The organism is Sphingobium sp. VMM (assembly GCF_056790315.1).
This window is the reverse complement of the sequence record NZ_JBXGSI010000002.1, coordinates 196,266-212,153: the sequence shown is the minus strand read 5'-3', so window position 1 is coordinate 212,153 and position 15,888 is coordinate 196,266. Positions and strand designations below refer to the sequence as shown.

Annotated in this window: 13 protein-coding genes; 3 read left to right on the top strand and 10 right to left on the bottom strand. The window is 67.6% G+C overall.

What is annotated here, in order from left to right; all coding sequences use genetic code 11:
* Positions 1-8: 8 nt before the first annotated feature.
* From ACUCV3_RS03570 to ACUCV3_RS03535, 8 genes are all read right to left on the bottom strand, one after another.
* Positions 9-839: a fumarylacetoacetate hydrolase family protein gene (locus tag ACUCV3_RS03570; RefSeq protein ID WP_122928320.1), complete on the bottom strand. Its 831-nt coding sequence runs from the start codon at positions 837-839 to the stop codon at positions 9-11.
* Positions 839-1,747, bottom strand: coding sequence for a VOC family protein (locus tag ACUCV3_RS03565; RefSeq protein WP_122928319.1), 909 nt, complete (start codon positions 1,745-1,747; stop codon positions 839-841). The genes ACUCV3_RS03570 and ACUCV3_RS03565 overlap by 1 nt, the downstream gene beginning before the upstream one ends.
* Entirely contained in the window at positions 1,744-2,172 is a 429-nt protein-coding gene (locus ACUCV3_RS03560) for a GlcG/HbpS family heme-binding protein (RefSeq protein WP_122928318.1), read from the bottom strand. Before ACUCV3_RS03560 ends, ACUCV3_RS03565 begins: the two co-directional genes overlap by 4 nt.
* Positions 2,169-3,677 (bottom strand): bifunctional 3-(3-hydroxy-phenyl)propionate/3-hydroxycinnamic acid hydroxylase, encoded by a 1,509-nt coding sequence (locus tag ACUCV3_RS03555; RefSeq protein WP_122928317.1) that lies wholly within the window; start codon positions 3,675-3,677, stop codon positions 2,169-2,171. The genes ACUCV3_RS03560 and ACUCV3_RS03555 overlap by 4 nt, the downstream gene beginning before the upstream one ends.
* Positions 3,678-3,693: 16 nt before the next feature.
* Entirely contained in the window at positions 3,694-4,929 is a 1,236-nt protein-coding gene (locus tag ACUCV3_RS03550; protein ID WP_122928316.1) for an amidohydrolase family protein, read from the bottom strand.
* 80 nt (positions 4,930-5,009) lie between these two features.
* Positions 5,010-5,906 carry a LysR family transcriptional regulator gene (locus tag ACUCV3_RS03545; RefSeq protein ID WP_010338918.1) on the bottom strand — a complete coding sequence of 299 codons (897 nt, stop codon included), beginning with the start codon at positions 5,904-5,906 and terminating at the stop codon, positions 5,010-5,012.
* A 42-nt stretch (positions 5,907-5,948) separates the two neighbouring features.
* Positions 5,949-6,557, bottom strand: a complete 609-nt coding sequence (locus tag ACUCV3_RS03540) for a response regulator transcription factor (RefSeq protein WP_122928315.1) — start codon at positions 6,555-6,557, stop codon at positions 5,949-5,951.
* Complete coding sequence (locus tag ACUCV3_RS03535; protein ID WP_122928314.1) at positions 6,550-8,160, bottom strand: sensor histidine kinase; 1,611 nt, start codon at positions 8,158-8,160, stop codon at positions 6,550-6,552. The genes ACUCV3_RS03540 and ACUCV3_RS03535 overlap by 8 nt, the downstream gene beginning before the upstream one ends.
* A 226-nt stretch (positions 8,161-8,386) precedes the next feature.
* On the opposite strand from ACUCV3_RS03535, the gene ACUCV3_RS03530 reads away from it, so the two are divergent.
* The 3 genes from ACUCV3_RS03530 to ACUCV3_RS03520 are packed head-to-tail and all read left to right on the top strand — an operon-like array spanning position 8,387 to position 12,065.
* Complete coding sequence (locus ACUCV3_RS03530) at positions 8,387-9,475, top strand: flagellin N-terminal helical domain-containing protein (protein WP_122928313.1); 1,089 nt, start codon at positions 8,387-8,389, stop codon at positions 9,473-9,475.
* Between the two features lie 51 nt (positions 9,476-9,526).
* The gene (locus tag ACUCV3_RS03525) at positions 9,527-10,456 is read left to right on the top strand and encodes a polysaccharide deacetylase family protein (RefSeq protein ID WP_122928312.1); all 930 of its coding nucleotides are present in this window, start codon (positions 9,527-9,529) and stop codon (positions 10,454-10,456) included.
* Between the two features lie 49 nt (positions 10,457-10,505).
* Positions 10,506-12,065, top strand: a complete 1,560-nt coding sequence (locus tag ACUCV3_RS03520; RefSeq protein ID WP_230588548.1) for a right-handed parallel beta-helix repeat-containing protein — start codon at positions 10,506-10,508, stop codon at positions 12,063-12,065.
* 50 nt (positions 12,066-12,115) lie between these two features.
* Here the strand turns inward: ACUCV3_RS03520 and ACUCV3_RS03515 are convergent, their stop codons facing one another.
* Together ACUCV3_RS03515 and ACUCV3_RS03510 are read right to left on the bottom strand one after the other, a co-directional pair.
* Entirely contained in the window at positions 12,116-13,141 is a 1,026-nt protein-coding gene (locus tag ACUCV3_RS03515; protein ID WP_004208408.1) for a zinc-dependent alcohol dehydrogenase, read from the bottom strand.
* A 45-nt stretch (positions 13,142-13,186) separates the two neighbouring features.
* The gene (locus ACUCV3_RS03510; RefSeq protein WP_278377030.1) at positions 13,187-15,859 is read right to left on the bottom strand and encodes an HAD-IC family P-type ATPase; all 2,673 of its coding nucleotides are present in this window, start codon (positions 15,857-15,859) and stop codon (positions 13,187-13,189) included.
* Positions 15,860-15,888: the final 29 nt, after the last annotated feature.

The following is a 15,888-nucleotide window of genomic DNA, read 5'->3' as shown; positions in this document are numbered from 1 at the left end:
GATGATTGTTATTGTTCGTCGATGATGCGGTTGCTGAGCGTGCCGATGGTGCCGATGGTCACTTCGACCTTGTCGCCGGCCTTCATGTAGAGCGGCGGGGTGCGCTTATCGCCGACGCCGCCGGGCGTGCCGGTGGCGATCACGTCGCCGGGGCTCAAGGGCGTGAAGGCGGTCACATATTCGATGACCGTGGGAATATCCCAGATCATGTCGCTGACCGGCTGGTCCTGCACCAGTTCGCCATTGAGGCGGGTCTGGACGCGCAGCGCGGCCAGATCGTCAATCTCGTCGGGCGTCACCAGCGCCGGGCCGAAGCCGCCGGTGCCGGGAAAGGTCTTGCCCGGCGTGAACTGGATATTGTGGCGCTGCCAGTCGCGCGCGCTGCCATCGTTGAAGGCGGCGTAGCCGGCGACATAGTCCCAGGCGTCGGCGGCCGCGACCTTGTGCGCGGGCTTGCCGATCACCAGAGCCAGTTCGCCCTCATAGTCGAACCGCTCGGTCACGGCCGGCTTCACCATCGGCTGGCCATCGGCGATCAGGCTGTCGGCATAGCGCACGAAGATCGCCGGATGCGCCTTCTGCTCGCGGCCGGTTTCCTTGACATGCTCGGCATAGTTGAGGCCGACACACAGGATCTTGGCGGGATCGGGGATCACCGGCAGCAGCACGACATCGGCGGCGGCATAGGATGCGCCGTCGGCCAGACCCGACAGGCTGCCGTCGGTCAGCGCGGCCTTGAGGCTCGGCGCGACATCGGTCGCCAGCTCGACGATCGTCTCGCCCTCGATCCGGCCGAAGCTGGGGGTGCCGTCGGGACGGCGGAAACTGACATAGCGCATCAGGCTTGTTCCTCGTTGATCAGGTCCAGCGGCCGGGCATCCCAGTCGCGGCGATGGCGGAATTTCTCTTCGGCGGCGCGCAGGCCGGCGAAATCCTTGTCGGACATGCCCCACTGGTCGATCCGGCCCTCGGGCCAGGTCCAGTCCTCTGGCGCGCCGGGCTGATAATCCTCGGCCACCTTTTCCACGGCGGTCGAAAATTCGATCACCGGGCCAAAGGGGGCGATGAAATAAGCAAAGATATTGGCGCCCGGACCATGGCGGCCCGGCCCCCAGGCGGGCACCATGCCATGGTCGCGCAACCGGCCGATGCCGCGCATCACCGCGTCCATGTCCGCCATTTCGAAGGCGATATGGTTGAGGCTGGAAAAGCCGGCGCGGGCAAAGGCGGTCGAATGGTGCGAGTCATTGCAGCGCACGAACACCATGCCCTTGGTCCGGTCCGAGACGCGAAAGCCCAGCGCCTGCTCGACCAGATGGCCGGTTGCCTCCGCGTCGGCGCTGTTGAAGACGACATGGGTCAGCTTGACCGGCAGGTCGGTGCCCGCGATCGGCGCGACCTCCTCGGCATCGACCAGGAAGCGCAGCAATTCGCCCTCGGCCAATTCAACGATGATGCCATGGCCGCCGCCCAAATCTTCCGACACGGTGGGTGTCGCGGGCAGGCCGGCGGCGGTGACGCTGCGCTTCAACTGTTCCAGCCGGTCGGCGGTGCAGACGAAGGTCGTCGAGCGCACATAGGCGTCCGCCGATTCCGTCAGCGCCACCAGATAGGGATAGCTGCCCGATCCGCGCAGATAATGGGTTTCGCCTTCGATCGCCGCCGGGGCCATGCCCCAGATGTCGGTCAGGAAGGCAGCGGCCTCACCCGCATGGGGCAGCGCCAGTTCGATGCTGCGCAGCTTCATTTTCTGTCTCCGTGGAAAAGTCCGGCGGCGTCAATGCCGGCGATGGCGCAGGCCTCGTCGCACTCGCCGGTGTCGCCGCTGATGCCGACCGCGCCGATCAGCGCGCAGTCCGCATCGCGGATCAGCACGCCGCCGGGTGAGAAGGCCATCTGGCCGGTGGCCGCTGCGATGCTCTGGAAAAAGACAGGGTTGGACGCGGCGCGGGTGGCCAGCACCCGCGTATCCGCGCCCATCCCCAGCGCACCCGAGGCTTTGGCCTTCGCGATGTCGAAACGGAACAGGCTGGCGCCCTCTTCGCGGGCAAAGGCGACCGGATGGGCGCCGGCGTCGAGTATGATGACGGCCAGCGGCTGGGCACCATCGGCGCGTGCCTTGGCGAGTGCGGCGTCGATGATGGCACGGGCCTGCGCGAGCGAGAGGGTCATGCCGCAATCTCCTGCCGGGCGGTGCCGGCGATCAGCGCGTCGCGCCGGGCGATCAGCTCTGCGGGCTTGCCGGTGCCGAAGACATAATGGTCGGGGCGGACCAGCACCGCCTCGACGCCGCGCGCATCGAGCCAGTCGGCGATATGGCCGTCATCGCCCAGGTCCGCGACATCGATCACGGTCACGTCACCGCCGACAACCGGCTGGCGGGTGAACAGGCGCCAGCCATCGCCGGTCACATCGTCCAGCAGCCGGTCGCCGACACGCGGCTGGATGAAGCGTTCGCCCGCACCCGGCGTTCCGGTGGCGATGATGCCGGTGGCGATGGCGGGGATCAGGTCGGCAGCGGTGCCGCTCTGGGCGCCCTTGGCGGCTTCGCGCAGCTGATGGTCGCGCGCGGCCGCGGCGTCGGGATCGAGCACGCAGATATAGCGGCCCGCGCCCACGGCGGCGGAGATGACGGCGCGGACATGGGGATCGCGCTCGGGCTGATAGCTGTCGAGCAGGCTTTCGGGCGCCTTGCCCGCCAGCACCAGTTCCAGCTTCCACGCCAGGTTCGCGGCGTCGCGCAGGCCATGGCACATGCCCTGGCCGAAAAAGGGCGGCGTCTGGTGCGCGGCATCGCCGGCCAGGAAGACGCCGCCCTGCCGCCACCGCTCGGCGATCAGTCCATGGAAACGATAGGTAGCCGCGCGCACGATCCTGTGCGGCACGCCGTCAAGATAGGGGGCGACCAGCGCAGCCACCGCATCGGGCTGCATCATCGCCTGGTCGTCTTCGCCGGGCAGCAGCATGAACTCCCAACGACGGTGATTGCCGCGCCCCGGCACTATGGTCGCCGGGCGTTTGGGATCGCACATCATCACCGACAATTTCTGCAGGTCGGCCGCTTGCGGCACGCCCCACAGGTCGGGGAAGCGGACCGGGCCATCGACCTCGGCATCGACCACCAGCCAGGGTTCCTCGAAATCCAGATCATCCAGGCCGATGTCGAGCGCCTTGCGCACCGCGCTGCGCGCGCCGTCGCAGGCGATGACATAGCGGGCGCGGACCTGTTCCTCGCCAGCGTCCGACCGCAGCGTCAGCGTGATGCCGTCCTCGTCCTGCGCCAGCGCCTCGAACGCGGTGCCCAGCGACAGCTCGACATTGGGATAGACGTCCAGCGCATCGCGCAGATGGTCTTCCAGTTCGGGCTGGTAGAAGAAATAGTCGTTGGACCAGCTAAAGGGGCGGGGGCGGCCGACCGTGCCCATGTAGCGGATCACGCCATGATCGGCGCCGACATGCAGATGCCCCTCGGTATCGCGCATGTCCGGGGCGACCCGGTCGATGACGCCGGCCGACTGGAACAGGCGCATCATCTCATGGTCCAGATGGACCGCGCGGGGCAGGGGATAGGGGTTGGCCTCGCGCTCGATCACCAGGACCGAGACGCCCGCCTTCCCAAGTAAATTGGCCGCAAAGGCCCCCACCGGCCCGCAGCCGATGATCGCAACGTCGAACATGAAAGCGTCTTTCCGGTCAGACCGTCAGGGGCTCGGGCACGGGGGATTTGTGCATCCGCCCGCCCAGCATGATCATCTTGATATTGGCCGCATCCTGCAGCAGGCGGACGTCCGTCGTCGGATCACCCTCGACCAGCAGCAGGTCGGCGAGATAGCCCGGCTTCACCTGGCCCACGGGCTGGTCCATCAGCTCGCCGCCCAGCATGGTGGCGGCATGCAGCGCCTCGGCCGGGGTGAAGCCATAATAGGTGACGAAATGCTCCAGGTCGCGGGCGTTGCGGCCATGGGGATTGAAGGGGAAGCCATAGTCGCCGCCGGGCAGGACACGCACGCCGCGCGCCTTCAATTTGGGCACCAATGTCTTTTCCAGTTCCAGCCGCTCGGCCGCGCTCGCCTTCATCGACGCCATATTGATATGGGGCGGCGGATTGGCCTCCAGCGCGGCGACCGATACGCCGGGGCCGGGGGCGTAGAAGATGGCGTCCTTCTTCGCCGCCATGGCGTCGACCGCTGCATCGTCGGCGAAGGAGCAATGATAGAGGATGCGGGCGCCGGCTTCGAGCGCCAGATTGATGGCGCGCGGGCTATAGGCATGGGTGGCGATCCACAGGCCCGCGTCCTTCGCCGCCTCGCCGGCCGCGATCATCTCTTCGTCGGTATAGAGAATGTCCTGCGACGATCCGGGCTTGAGCGCATCCTCGCCCGAAATCACCAGCTTGAGCGACTTGACGCCCTCCGCCGCGCAATAGGCGACGAAGGCGCGCATTGCTTCGGGCCCCCGCCCGTTGAAGACATCGCCGGTTTCGACCCCTTCCTCGCCTTCCGGGCTGCGCTCCAGCGTGGAGGGCACCAGGCGCGGGCCGGGGGTTTCGCCGGCCGCTATGGCGCGGGCCAGTTCCGGTTCGATCTGGTCGCCCAGCGCGCCGGCCGAATAGAGGCTGGTATAGCCATGGTCGAGCAGCACGCGGGCATTGCGCCAGGCGGCGACCTTCAGCTCCTCGGGCGGCAGGATGAACTGATGATAGATTTTCTCGACCGAGCTGCCCCATGTCAGATGGGTATGGGCGTCGATCATGCCGGGCATCAGCGTCGCGCCCTGGCCGTCGATCACCATGTCGGCCTGCGCCGCGTCGATCGCGGCTTCGTCGCGCAGGATGGCGGCGATGCGATCGCCCTCGATCATGACCGCGCCGGGGAAGGGCGCACTGCCGGTCCCGTCGAAAATCGCAATATCGCGGATCAGCTGCCGCACGAGGGCTCTCCCTTGGTCTCTTGTTGAATGCCCTTATGCGCCGAATTTATACGCAAGAATAATAATGATTTTTGGGAACGTCATAGCTTGGAGCTATGGATCATGATGTCCAGCAGCGCCTCGCCCAGCCGCGACAGGCGCGCATCCTTCAGCTTGCGGATGCCGATGCTGCGCTGGAAGGTCGCTTCGCGGATCGCGATCGCGCGCAGCACGCCGATCGACAGTTCGGCCGCCGCCACCTTCATGGGCAATATGGTCAGCCGGCTGCTGTTCCGCACCATCGCCTTGGTCGTCAGCAGCGAATCGCACCGGATCACATCCTGCGGCACCGGCACGCCCGCCGCCATGAACAGCGCGTCGATCTGCCGGCGAAAGGCGCCCCGCGCCTCCGGCAGCACCCAGCGCTTGGCCATCATGTCGCGCAGCGACACCTCGGCCGGCAGATGGTCGTTGCGGCGCCCCACGACCAGCGCGAACGGATCCTGCGCGAAGGTGATTTCCTCGATCCCCTCGGGCGGTTCCTCCAGCCCCGTGGTGACGAAGGCCAGCTCGATCTCGCCCCGGTGCAGCATGTCGGCCAGGTCATGGTCGGGCCGCTCCACCGCATGCAGCGCGAAATGACCCATCTTGTCCTCCAGCCGGCGCACCGCGTCGGGCAGCAGGCTGACGAGGGCGCCCGGCGTGCCGCCGACGCGCAGCGGCCCGGTCACGCCCGCGCGCGCCAGTCGCAATTCCTCCTCCGCGCCGCTGATCAGGCTGTCGACCGCCTCCGCCCGGCGCAGCAGCACTTCGCCCTCCGGCGTCAGGCTGATGCCGCTGCGCGACCGGGCGAACAGGGCCGCGCCGACCGACTGTTCCAGTTGCGCGATCGCATTGGACACCGATGGCTGGGAGATGTTGAGCAGCCGCGCGCCGCCGCTGATCGAATTGGCACGGCAGACGGCGAGGAAGGTGCGAAGCGCGCGGGGATCGATCATCGGCCTAGATAGCCCGACCATCGCCGCGCACAACAAGACAATCTAGCCCTCGGTGCCGCTCGCCTCCCGCACCAGGGCGATCAGGGCGGCGGGGCTGCTGGCGCCGGTCTTGGCGACGATCGCGGCGCGATGATCCTCGATCGTCTTGGGGCTCAGCGACAGGGCGGCGGCGACCATCTTGTTGCTCATCCCCTGGGCCAGGCAGTGCAGCACCTCGCGCTCGCGCGGGGTCAGCGGCGCCAGCCGGGCCAGCGCTCCGCGTCGCTGCCGGCTCCAGCGCGCGCCCTCAGCCACGGCCGCCAGCAGCCGGCCCTCGTCGATCGGCTTTTCCAGATAGTCGAGCCCGCCATAGCGGCGCACCGAATCCACCGCGCTGCTGGTGGTCGGCCAGGCGGTCATGAAGATGATCGCCACCGCCGGATCCTGCGCCCGCATCCGCTCGGCAAAGGCAAAGCCGTCCATGTCCGCCATCATCACGTCGGTGACCAGGCAATGGGCCGGCTCGTCGGCCTGGGCGCGCAGCATCGCGCGGGGCGTGTCGAACGCCTGGGTGCGATAGCCATGCCGGCCCAGCAGCCGCGCCACCGCCCGGCCCAGATCAGGGTCGTCATCGACCACATGGATGATGGCGGGATCGGCCGGGTCAGTCATGGCTGGGCTCCGTGCGGGGCAGGGACAGGCTGGCACGCGCGCGGCCCTGCGCGATGTCGCGGGTCAGCGTGCCGCCATGGGCGTCGGCGATGGCGCGCGCCACCAGCAGGCCGATGCCCATGCCGCCATAGTCGGGGGTGGGGGACGGGACCGGGTTGGCGACATGGATCGTCACCTGATCGGCCCGGCTTTCCACGGCGATTTCGATGGTCGATCCGGGCGCCGCCAGCATCGCGTTGCGCAGCAGGTTGAGCAATATCTGTGTCAGTTCGATCTCATGCCCGGTGACCTGCAAGCGCGCATCCATCGGCGGCAGGCTGATGGCGCAGCCCAGGCTGCGCGCCTCGCCGCCGACCATGCCGGCACAGTCGCGCAGCATCTGGCCGACGATGATCGGCGATGGTTCGTCGACCGCGCGCCCGCCAAAGCTGCGCAGCCGTCGCACCATGTCGGCCAGCAAAGCCGCCTTGCGATCGACCAGCTCGATGCTCTCGCGCATCTCCGCCAGGTCGGGCTGCGGATCGCGCGACAGGGCGGACAGATGCCGGGTCTCGATCGCCAGCGTCGACAGCGGCTGGCTGATCTCGTGAATGATTGCCACCGACATGGCGCGCAGTGTCTTCAGCCGCTCGGCCTGGAACAGGATGCGGTCGCGCCGGGCGATATCCTCGCGGGCGCGGATCTGCGCCTCGGCAAAGCTGCCGGCCAGATAGGTGGCAATCGCCATCGCAGCGAGACCCATGTGCAGCGCGAAGCGGGTGGCGCTGGCCGACAATGGCGCCGACCAGGGCAGGATGATCGCGGCCGACAGGATGATCGCAATCCAGGCGCCCAGCCGGCCACAGCGCAGCCCCACCCAGATCGCGCCGATCAGCACCGGCGTGACCGCGATCTGGGGTTCGACCCGCGCCAGACCCCAGGCGAGCAGCCAGGCAAAGACGAAGACGGCGGCCGCCTCGACCGCGCGGCCGCGCCCGATCTGCATCAGCCGCCGCGCCTCTTCATTGCGCGTGCCGATCCACAGCAGGGGCGGCGCGACCAGCAGCACGCCCAGCAGGTCGCCGACCAGGAAGGCGGCGATGGTGGTGGCGACCGGCTGGCTGGGCAGGGTGCCGGACACGCCGGGCCACAGCCATTCCCAGAAGCCGGCGGTGAAGGACACCAGCGTCGGCGCCAGCACTGCGGCCAGGCCGAAGGGCATCGGCGCGATCGCCAGTTCCGACCGGCTGCGCCGTTCGATGAAGCGCACCAGCGCGATCATCAGGCCATAGGCGGCGGGCGCGCGCGCCACCCCGCCCAGCTGGTTGAGAAATTCGGGACCGCCCCATATGATCGTGCCGGTCAGCAACTGGATCACGCATTCCTCGACGATCAGGACCGGCGTGAAGCGCGCGCCGATCCGCCACAGCAGCGCCAGCCGCACGCCGGCAGCGGGATACCAGAGGCTGAAGAAATGGGCGCCGCCCCACGGGCTGGCTGCCATATGCGCCAGCTTGAACGCGAAGGGATAGGCCAGCAGCAGCGCCACCAGCCGCCAGTCGATGGCGTGCGCCTCCAGGCGAAAAGGGCGCGGCCGGGCGCTTATGGGGGACAGGGTGGCCATGGCCCTGTCCTAGCCCGGATCACTCGCCTGCCAAGCCGGGAAATTCCCTGCCGTTTCAATCTTATCCGGGAATTAACCGGATAGGCCGGGCGCTGCGACGCGGCCATCACGGGGGCGACCGTTTGGGGGCAACGCCTTTCGGTTGCCGGGCGGCGCTTTGCGACCCGCGTCGCCCGGTCCCACAGACGCCGGCATCTTCCTGCCTGGCATGGATGGAGGACATCCCATGAGCGTGATCGGAACCAACAGCGCGGCGCTGCGCGCGCAGCGGGCGATCGAGGCGGCCACCAAGGCCCAGGGCCAGGCAAGCGAGAAATTGTCGACCGGCAAGCGGATCAATTCGGCCAAGGATGATGCGGCCGGCATGGCCATCGCCCAGACCATGACGAGCCAGCTGCGCGGCATGGAAGTGGCCAAGCGCAACGCGGCCGACGCCATATCGCTGACCCAGACGGCCGAGGGCATATTGGGCGAGGTCCAGAACAGCCTGCAGCGCATGCGCGAACTGACGCTCCAGGCGGCCAATGGCGTCAACCGGCCGGAGGATCGCGCCGCGCTCCAGACCGAAATGGATCAGACCGTCGCCCAGATCAACGCGTTGCTGCAGAACAGCGAATTCAACGGCGTGAACCTGTTTTCGAACACGACGCAAGGGACGGCGGCCCGCGACTATAATGCGGATGGCGATCTGCTCGATATCCACGGCCCCTACAATTATCGCGATGAACTGATGCACAGCGCCGGCAGTACCGTCATCAATGTCCAGGCCGGCGCCAATGCGACGGACAATGTCGCCATCACCCTGCCGACCCTGCGCAGCAACAGCGACGATTTCACCCTGCTGGGCACCGACCTGTGGGTTGGTGGCACGATGCGCTTCGTGGGAATCAGCAATATCGATTTGACCTTGGACTATGATGTCGGTGTGGCCGCCGTCGAGCGCACCAATGATCTTGGCGGATTTGGCTGGATGGACCCGGAAGGCTATGTCGCCTTCACCGATTCCGACTATAAATCCTACGCCCAGATCGGCGTGACCGCGCAGCAGGGGCTGGCGGTGATCGACGCGGCGCTGGCGCAGATATCGACCGCCCGCGTCAATCTGGGCGCGGCGCAGAGCCGGCTGGAATCCATCTCCAGCCAGCTCGACACCAATATCGTCAACCTCACCGACGCCCGCTCGCGGATCGAGGATGCCGACTTCTCCACCGAATCCACCGCCCTCGCCAAGAGCCAGATCCTGTCGCAGGCGGCGACGGCGATGCTGGCCCAGGCCAATGCCCGGCAACAGGATGTGCTGAAACTGCTCGAATGATCCGCGCGGCCGGGCTAGGACCGCTGCGGACATTCAGCGGGAGAGGCGGAGATGATGAAGCGGGCCATGGCCCTTTGCCTGCTGCTGGGCAGCGCAGCGGCGGCGCAGGCGGGCGATCCGCCCCGGTTCGATGTCGCGATCACGGTCGATGATCTGCCTGCCCATGGCCAGTTGCCGCCCGGCACCACCCGCGCCGATATCGCCCGCCGCTTCCTGGCGACCCTGAAGGCGCATCATGTCACGGAGGCCTATGGCTTCGTCAATGCGCGTGGGCTGGCGGAGGATCCGGCGTCGGACGCGGTGCTGACGCTCTGGCGTCAGGCCGGCTATCCGCTCGCCAACCACAGCTACAGCCATTTGAATCTCGACGGCGCGTCCTCGCTCGACGCCTGGCAGGCGGATGTGATCGCGGGCGAGCCGGCGCTGGAACAGCATATGGGGAAAGGGGACTGGCACTGGCTGCGCTTCCCCAACCTGTCGAGCGGCAAGGATGCGACCCGCCATGACGGCGCCGCCGCCTTCCTGAAACAGCGCGGCTATCGCATCGCCAGCGTCAGCCTCGCTTTCGAGGACTGGGATTATAGCGATGCCTATGCCCGCTGCCGCGCGCAGGGCGACGATCGCATGATCGCGGCGATGAAGCGTCACTATCTGGCCGTGGTCGATCAGGCGATCGCGCGGGTAAAGGCCAATGCCCAGCGCGTCCATGGCCGCCCGATCCCGCATGTGCTGCTGCTCCATGTCGGCGCCTGGACCGCGGACACCCTGCCCGATGTCATGGCCCGGCTCGATGCCGCCGGCGCGCGCTATATTCCGCTGGCACAGGCGGAGGCCGACCCGGCCTATGCCCAGGCCGAAGCCCTGCCGGGCGGCGGCGGCATCATCGAACGGGTGGCGCAGGCACAGGGCATCGCTCTCCCCGCTGCCCCATCCCCGGCACCGGAAATCGACCCGCGCCAGGCCTGCCGCACGCCCGGCTGAGGCGACTTCACCTTGCATTCAGCGCGCGACCGATAGAATGGCGCGCAATATGATCATGGGTAAAAGCCGGCATGGCCGGGCGCTGACAATCTTCCTGCCTTTCCTGGTCCTGACCGCGGGTGCGACATCCGCGGCGCAGGCGACGACCTATTATGTCAACAGCGCCACCGGCAATGATCGCGCCGCCGGCACCACCGCCGACCAACCCTGGCGCAGCCTGGCGCGGGTGCGCGACTATCCGCTGATGCCGGGCGATCAGGTGCTGCTGATGGCCGGATCGCGCTGGCAGGAGCCGCTCACCATCACCCGATCGGGCCGCTCCGGCGCGCCGATCAGCGTCGCCGCCTTCGGCACCGGCGCACGGCCGCGCATCGACGCCGGCGGTGTCTCGCCCCATGGCGTGGGCGTCATCAACGCCGAATATGTCAGCGTCAGCGGGCTGGAAGTCACTAACGACAATCCCGCCCCGGCCCAGCGTTTCGGCGTGCTGGTCTCCGCGGTCGACCGGGGCGTGACGCGCGGTATCCGCATCAGCGACATGTATATTCACGACGTGCGCGGCGTGAATGATCGCAAGGATAATGGCGGCATCGTCTTCAGCGCGACCGGGAAGAAGTTGCCGACCCGCTTTCAGGATCTGGTGATCGAACGCAATATCGTCTGGAAGGTCGACCGGTCCGGCATTGCCGGCATCGCCGACCGGATCAGCGCCAAGGACTGGTTCCCCAGCGAAAAGATCGTGATCCGCGACAATCTGGTCGAGGATATCGGCGGCGACGGCATCGTCCCGCGCGGCACCGACGGCGCCCTGATCGAACATAATATCGTGCGCTATGCCGGTGCCCGAGCACCCGGCTATAATGCCGGCATCTGGCAGTGGAGCACCGACAACAGTCTGATCCAGCTCAACGAGGCCGCCTATACCCGCACCCGCTATGACGGGCAGGGCTTTGACAGCGACTTCAATTCGCGTCGCACGACATTGCTCTACAATTACAGCCACGACAATGCCGGCGGCTTCCTGCTGATCTGCTCGCCCGGCCGCAACGACAAGGATAATCTGGGCAATCGCGGTACCGTCGCGCGCTACAATGTCAGCCGCAACGACGCGCTGCGCATCTTCCAGCTCGCCGGCAATGTCTCTGACGTGCTGGTGGAGAAGAATGTGATCCATGTCGGCAAGGGCATGGATGTGCAGATGGTGGTGGCGACCAACTGGGACGGCTGGGCGCAGGATGTCCGCATCGTCGAAAATGACTTCAAGGTTGCCGGCACCGCCCGCTATGGCAGCGAAAGCGGTCGGTCCGGCCCCGATTATCTCATCAAGGCGGGCTTCGCCCCGGCCCAATTTATCCGCTTCCGCGACAATCGATACTGGGGCAGCCATGTCGACCTGCCGGCCGAGGCGGCGGGCGACGTGATCCCGCCCTATCTCGATCAGCCGGCCGACTGGCAGGTGCCCGTGTTCGACCCGGCCAGGGCAGAGGGTTTCCCCGAATTCATGGCCCGGCACCGCGCCTGGATGCTGGCCATGCTGCAACGCGAACTGGGCCAGGCGGTGCAGCCGCGCCAGCCGCGCCGCATCTCCATCTTCGAAGCACGCCGCTGACCGGCGGCGCGGGCGGCATGCACCGCCCGCGCCCGGCCGTCACCCGCCCGTTACAGGGTGAGCGAGATGCGCCCGTCCACCTTGCCGGCGCGCAATTCGTCCAGCACGGCGTTCACATCGTCGAACGGCCGGGGCGTCACATGTGCCTTGACCTTGCCCTCGACCGCGAAGGCGATCGCTTCGGCCAGGTCGCGCCGCGTGCCGACGATCGACCCGCGCACGGTCACGCGCTTGAGCACCACGTCGAAGATTGGCGTCGGGAAATCGCCCGGCGGCAGGCCGACCAGGCTGACGGTCGCGCGCCGGCGGGTGCAGGCGATCGCCTGGGCAAAGGCGGGGGGCGACACCGCCGTCACCAGCACGCCATGGGCGCCACCGCCGGTCGCATTCTGCACTTCCGCCACGACATTGTCGGCCCGCGCATCCAGCGCCAGGTCGGCGCCCAGCGACCGGGCCAGCTCCAGCTTGCTCTCGCCAATGTCCAGCGCCACGACATGCAGGCCCATCGCCTTGGCATATTGCACGGCGACATGGCCCAGCCCGCCGACGCCGGAAATGGTCACCCATTCGCCCGGCTTCGCCTCGGTTTCCTTCAGCCCCTTGTAGACGGTGACGCCCGCGCACAGGATCGGCGCCATCGTCACGAAATCGACACTGTCGGGCAGGCGGCCGGCAAAGGGCGCGCTGGCAATCGCATATTCGGCATAGGTGCCGTTGACGCTGTAGCCGGTATTATGCTGCCGCTCGCACAGCGTTTCCCAGCCGGTCTCGCAATATTCGCAGGCGCGGCAGGCGTCGTGCAGCCAGGGGATGCCGACGGCGTCGCCTTCCTTCAGGTCGGTGACACCCGCACCCAGTGCCACGACATGGCCCACGCCCTCATGGCCGGGGATCAGCGGCAGGGTCGGCTTCACCGGCCAGTCGCCATCGATTGCGTGCAGATCGGTATGGCATACGCCACTGGCGACGATCTTCACCAGCACCTCGCCAGGCCCCGGCTCGGGTATCGCTATCTCCTCGATCGTCAGCGGCGCCTTGAACGTCCTGGCAATCGCGGCTCGCATGGTCGTCGGCATCATTTCCTCCTTCTTCTGCGGCTGTTGGACTGTGGATAATGGCGGTCAGATATCCTCGAACCAGGCGAGCCGATGGGCGGCCAGCTTTTCGAGTTCCAGCACGGCGAACATCGCCGCGCCCAGGCCGATGATCATCAGCCCGTCGGTCAGCGACAGCGGCCGGCTGTCGAAAATATCGTGCATGAACGGCGCATAGGTGAAGAGCAACTGGGCGATCACCACCGCCACGATAGCCGCCAGCACGACCGGCGTGCCCATCGCGCCGCGCAGCGTCAGCGATCGCATGTGCAGGAAGCGCACATTGAACAGATAGAATATTTCGCCCACGATCAGCATGTTGACCACCATGGTCCGGGCGGTGTCGATGTCGTGGCCGACATGCTGGGCATAGAAGAATATCCCCAGCGCCATCGCCCCCATCAGCACCGATACCAGCATGATGCGCCACAGCAGGAAGGGGGAAAGCAGCGGCGCGCCGGCGGCACGCGGCCGCCGCTCCATCGTTCCCGGCTCGGTCGGCTCGAACGCCAGTACCAGCCCCAGCGTCACCGTCAGCACCAGGTTGATCCACAATATCTGCGTTGCCGTCATCGGCAGGGCAAAGCCGGCAATGATCGCGATCACCACCGCCAGCGTCTCGCCGCCATTGGTCGGCAGCGTCCAGCTGATGACCTTGCGGATATTGTCATAGACGGTGCGCCCTTCGCGCACGGCCGCCACGATCGACGCGAAATTATCGTCCAGCAGCACCATCTCGGCCGCTTCCTTGGCGGCCTCCGTGCCCTTGATCCCCATCGCCGTGCCGACATCGGCCTGTTTCAGCGACGGCGCATCGTTGACGCCGTCGCCGGTCATGGCGACGACCAGCCCGTGCGACTGGAGCGCGCGGACGATGCGCAGCTTGTGCTCGGGGGAGGAGCGGGCGAACACATCGACATCGCGCACCCGCGCCGCCAGCGCAGCATCGTCCAGCGCCTCGACCTCGGCGCCGCTCATCGCCTGGGGATCATCGTCCAGCGCCAGTTGGCGGGCGATGGCGATGGCGGTGCCGACATGGTCGCCGGTGATCATCTTGACGGCGATGCCGGCCGACCGGCACTGGGCGATCGCCTGGCGTGCCTCGTCGCGTGGCGGATCGATGAAGCCCATCAGCCCCAGCAGCTCGACCCCGTTCTTCAGATCGTCGAAGCCGATCCGGTCGGGCGCCCCTGTGATCCGCTTGACGGCAAAGCCCAGCAGGCGTTCGCCCCGGTCGGCCGCGGCCGACAGTCGCGCGTCCCAGGCGACGATATCCGCGCCGGCCATCGCCAGCACTGCTTCGGGCGCACCCTTGATGAAGATGGCGCTGCTGCCATCGGGCGCGCGATGCAGCGTCGCCATGAAGCGATAGGCGGCGTCGAACGGGATTTCGTCGATCCGCGGCCACTCGTCGCGCACATGGTCAGCGCTCAGCCCCGCCTTCATCGCCAGCGCGACCAGTGCCCCCTCCATCGGGTCGCCCTGCACGGTCCAGCCGTCATCCGCTTGGCGCAGCAGGGCATCGTTACACAACAGGCCGCAGCGCAGGATTGGCGCGGCATCGGCCAGCCCCTCCGCATCGTCGCCGCCGCCAGCGACACTGATGGCGCCCGTCGGCGCATAGCCCGATCCGCTGACATGCAGGTCGCCGCCGGGCAGCAGCAGGTGACGCACGGTCATCTCGTTGCGCGTCAGCGTGCCGGTCTTGTCGGTGCAGATCACCGATGTGGCGCCCAGCGTCTCGACCGCCGGCAGGCGCCGGATCACCGCCTGGCGCGCGGCCATGCGCTGCACGCCGATCGCCAGCGTGATGGTGATGACGGCGGGCAGTCCTTCCGGCACGACGCCGACCGACAGCGCGACGATGGCGATCAACGCATCGATCCAGTGGAAGCCGCGCGCCAGCACCGCGAACAGGAACAGGACGACCGCGCCGGCCAGCACCGACCAGGTCATCAGCCGGGCGAAATCGTCGATCTGCCGCACCAGCGGCGTCTTGCCGACCTCGACCGCCTTCAGCATGCCGCTGATCCGGCCGATCTGGGTGTGGCTGCCGGTCTCCACCACCAGGCCGGTCGCCTGGCCGGCGGCGACCAGCGTGCCGGAAAAGGCCATGTTGCTCTGGTCGGCGATGCCGGCGTCGGCGGCAATCAGCGTCTGATGCTTTTCCGCCGCGACCGATTCGCCGGTCAGCGCCGCCTCGTCGATCAGCAGGCCGCGGGCGCGCAGCAGCCGGATATCGGCCGGCACCCGGTCGCCCGCTTCCAGCAGCACGATGTCACCCGGCACCAGATCGGGCACCGCCACGACGCGCCGTTCGCCGCTGCGCAGCACCATGGCATGCGGCGCGATCATGTCCTGGATCGCGCCCAGCGCCTCTTCGGCCTTGCCCTCCTGGATGAAACCGACGACCGCATTCACCAGCACCACAGCCAGGATCACGGCGGCATCGATGCCATGGTTCAGCAGCAGCGCGATCAGCGCCGCACCCAGCAGGAAATAGATCAGCACGCTGTTGAAATGCGCCAGGAAGCGCAGCAGCGGATGCTGGCGCGGCGCTTCGGGCAGGGCATTGGGACCATAGCGCCGCAGCCGGGCCTCGGCATCGCGCTGGTCCAGCCCGGTCGCTTCGACGGACAGCGTTGCCAGCGCCTCTTCGGGCGGCAGCGCATGCCAGGCAACGGGCGGGGCAGAGGACATCGGCTTCCCTTTCAGTCGCGTCGAGCGGC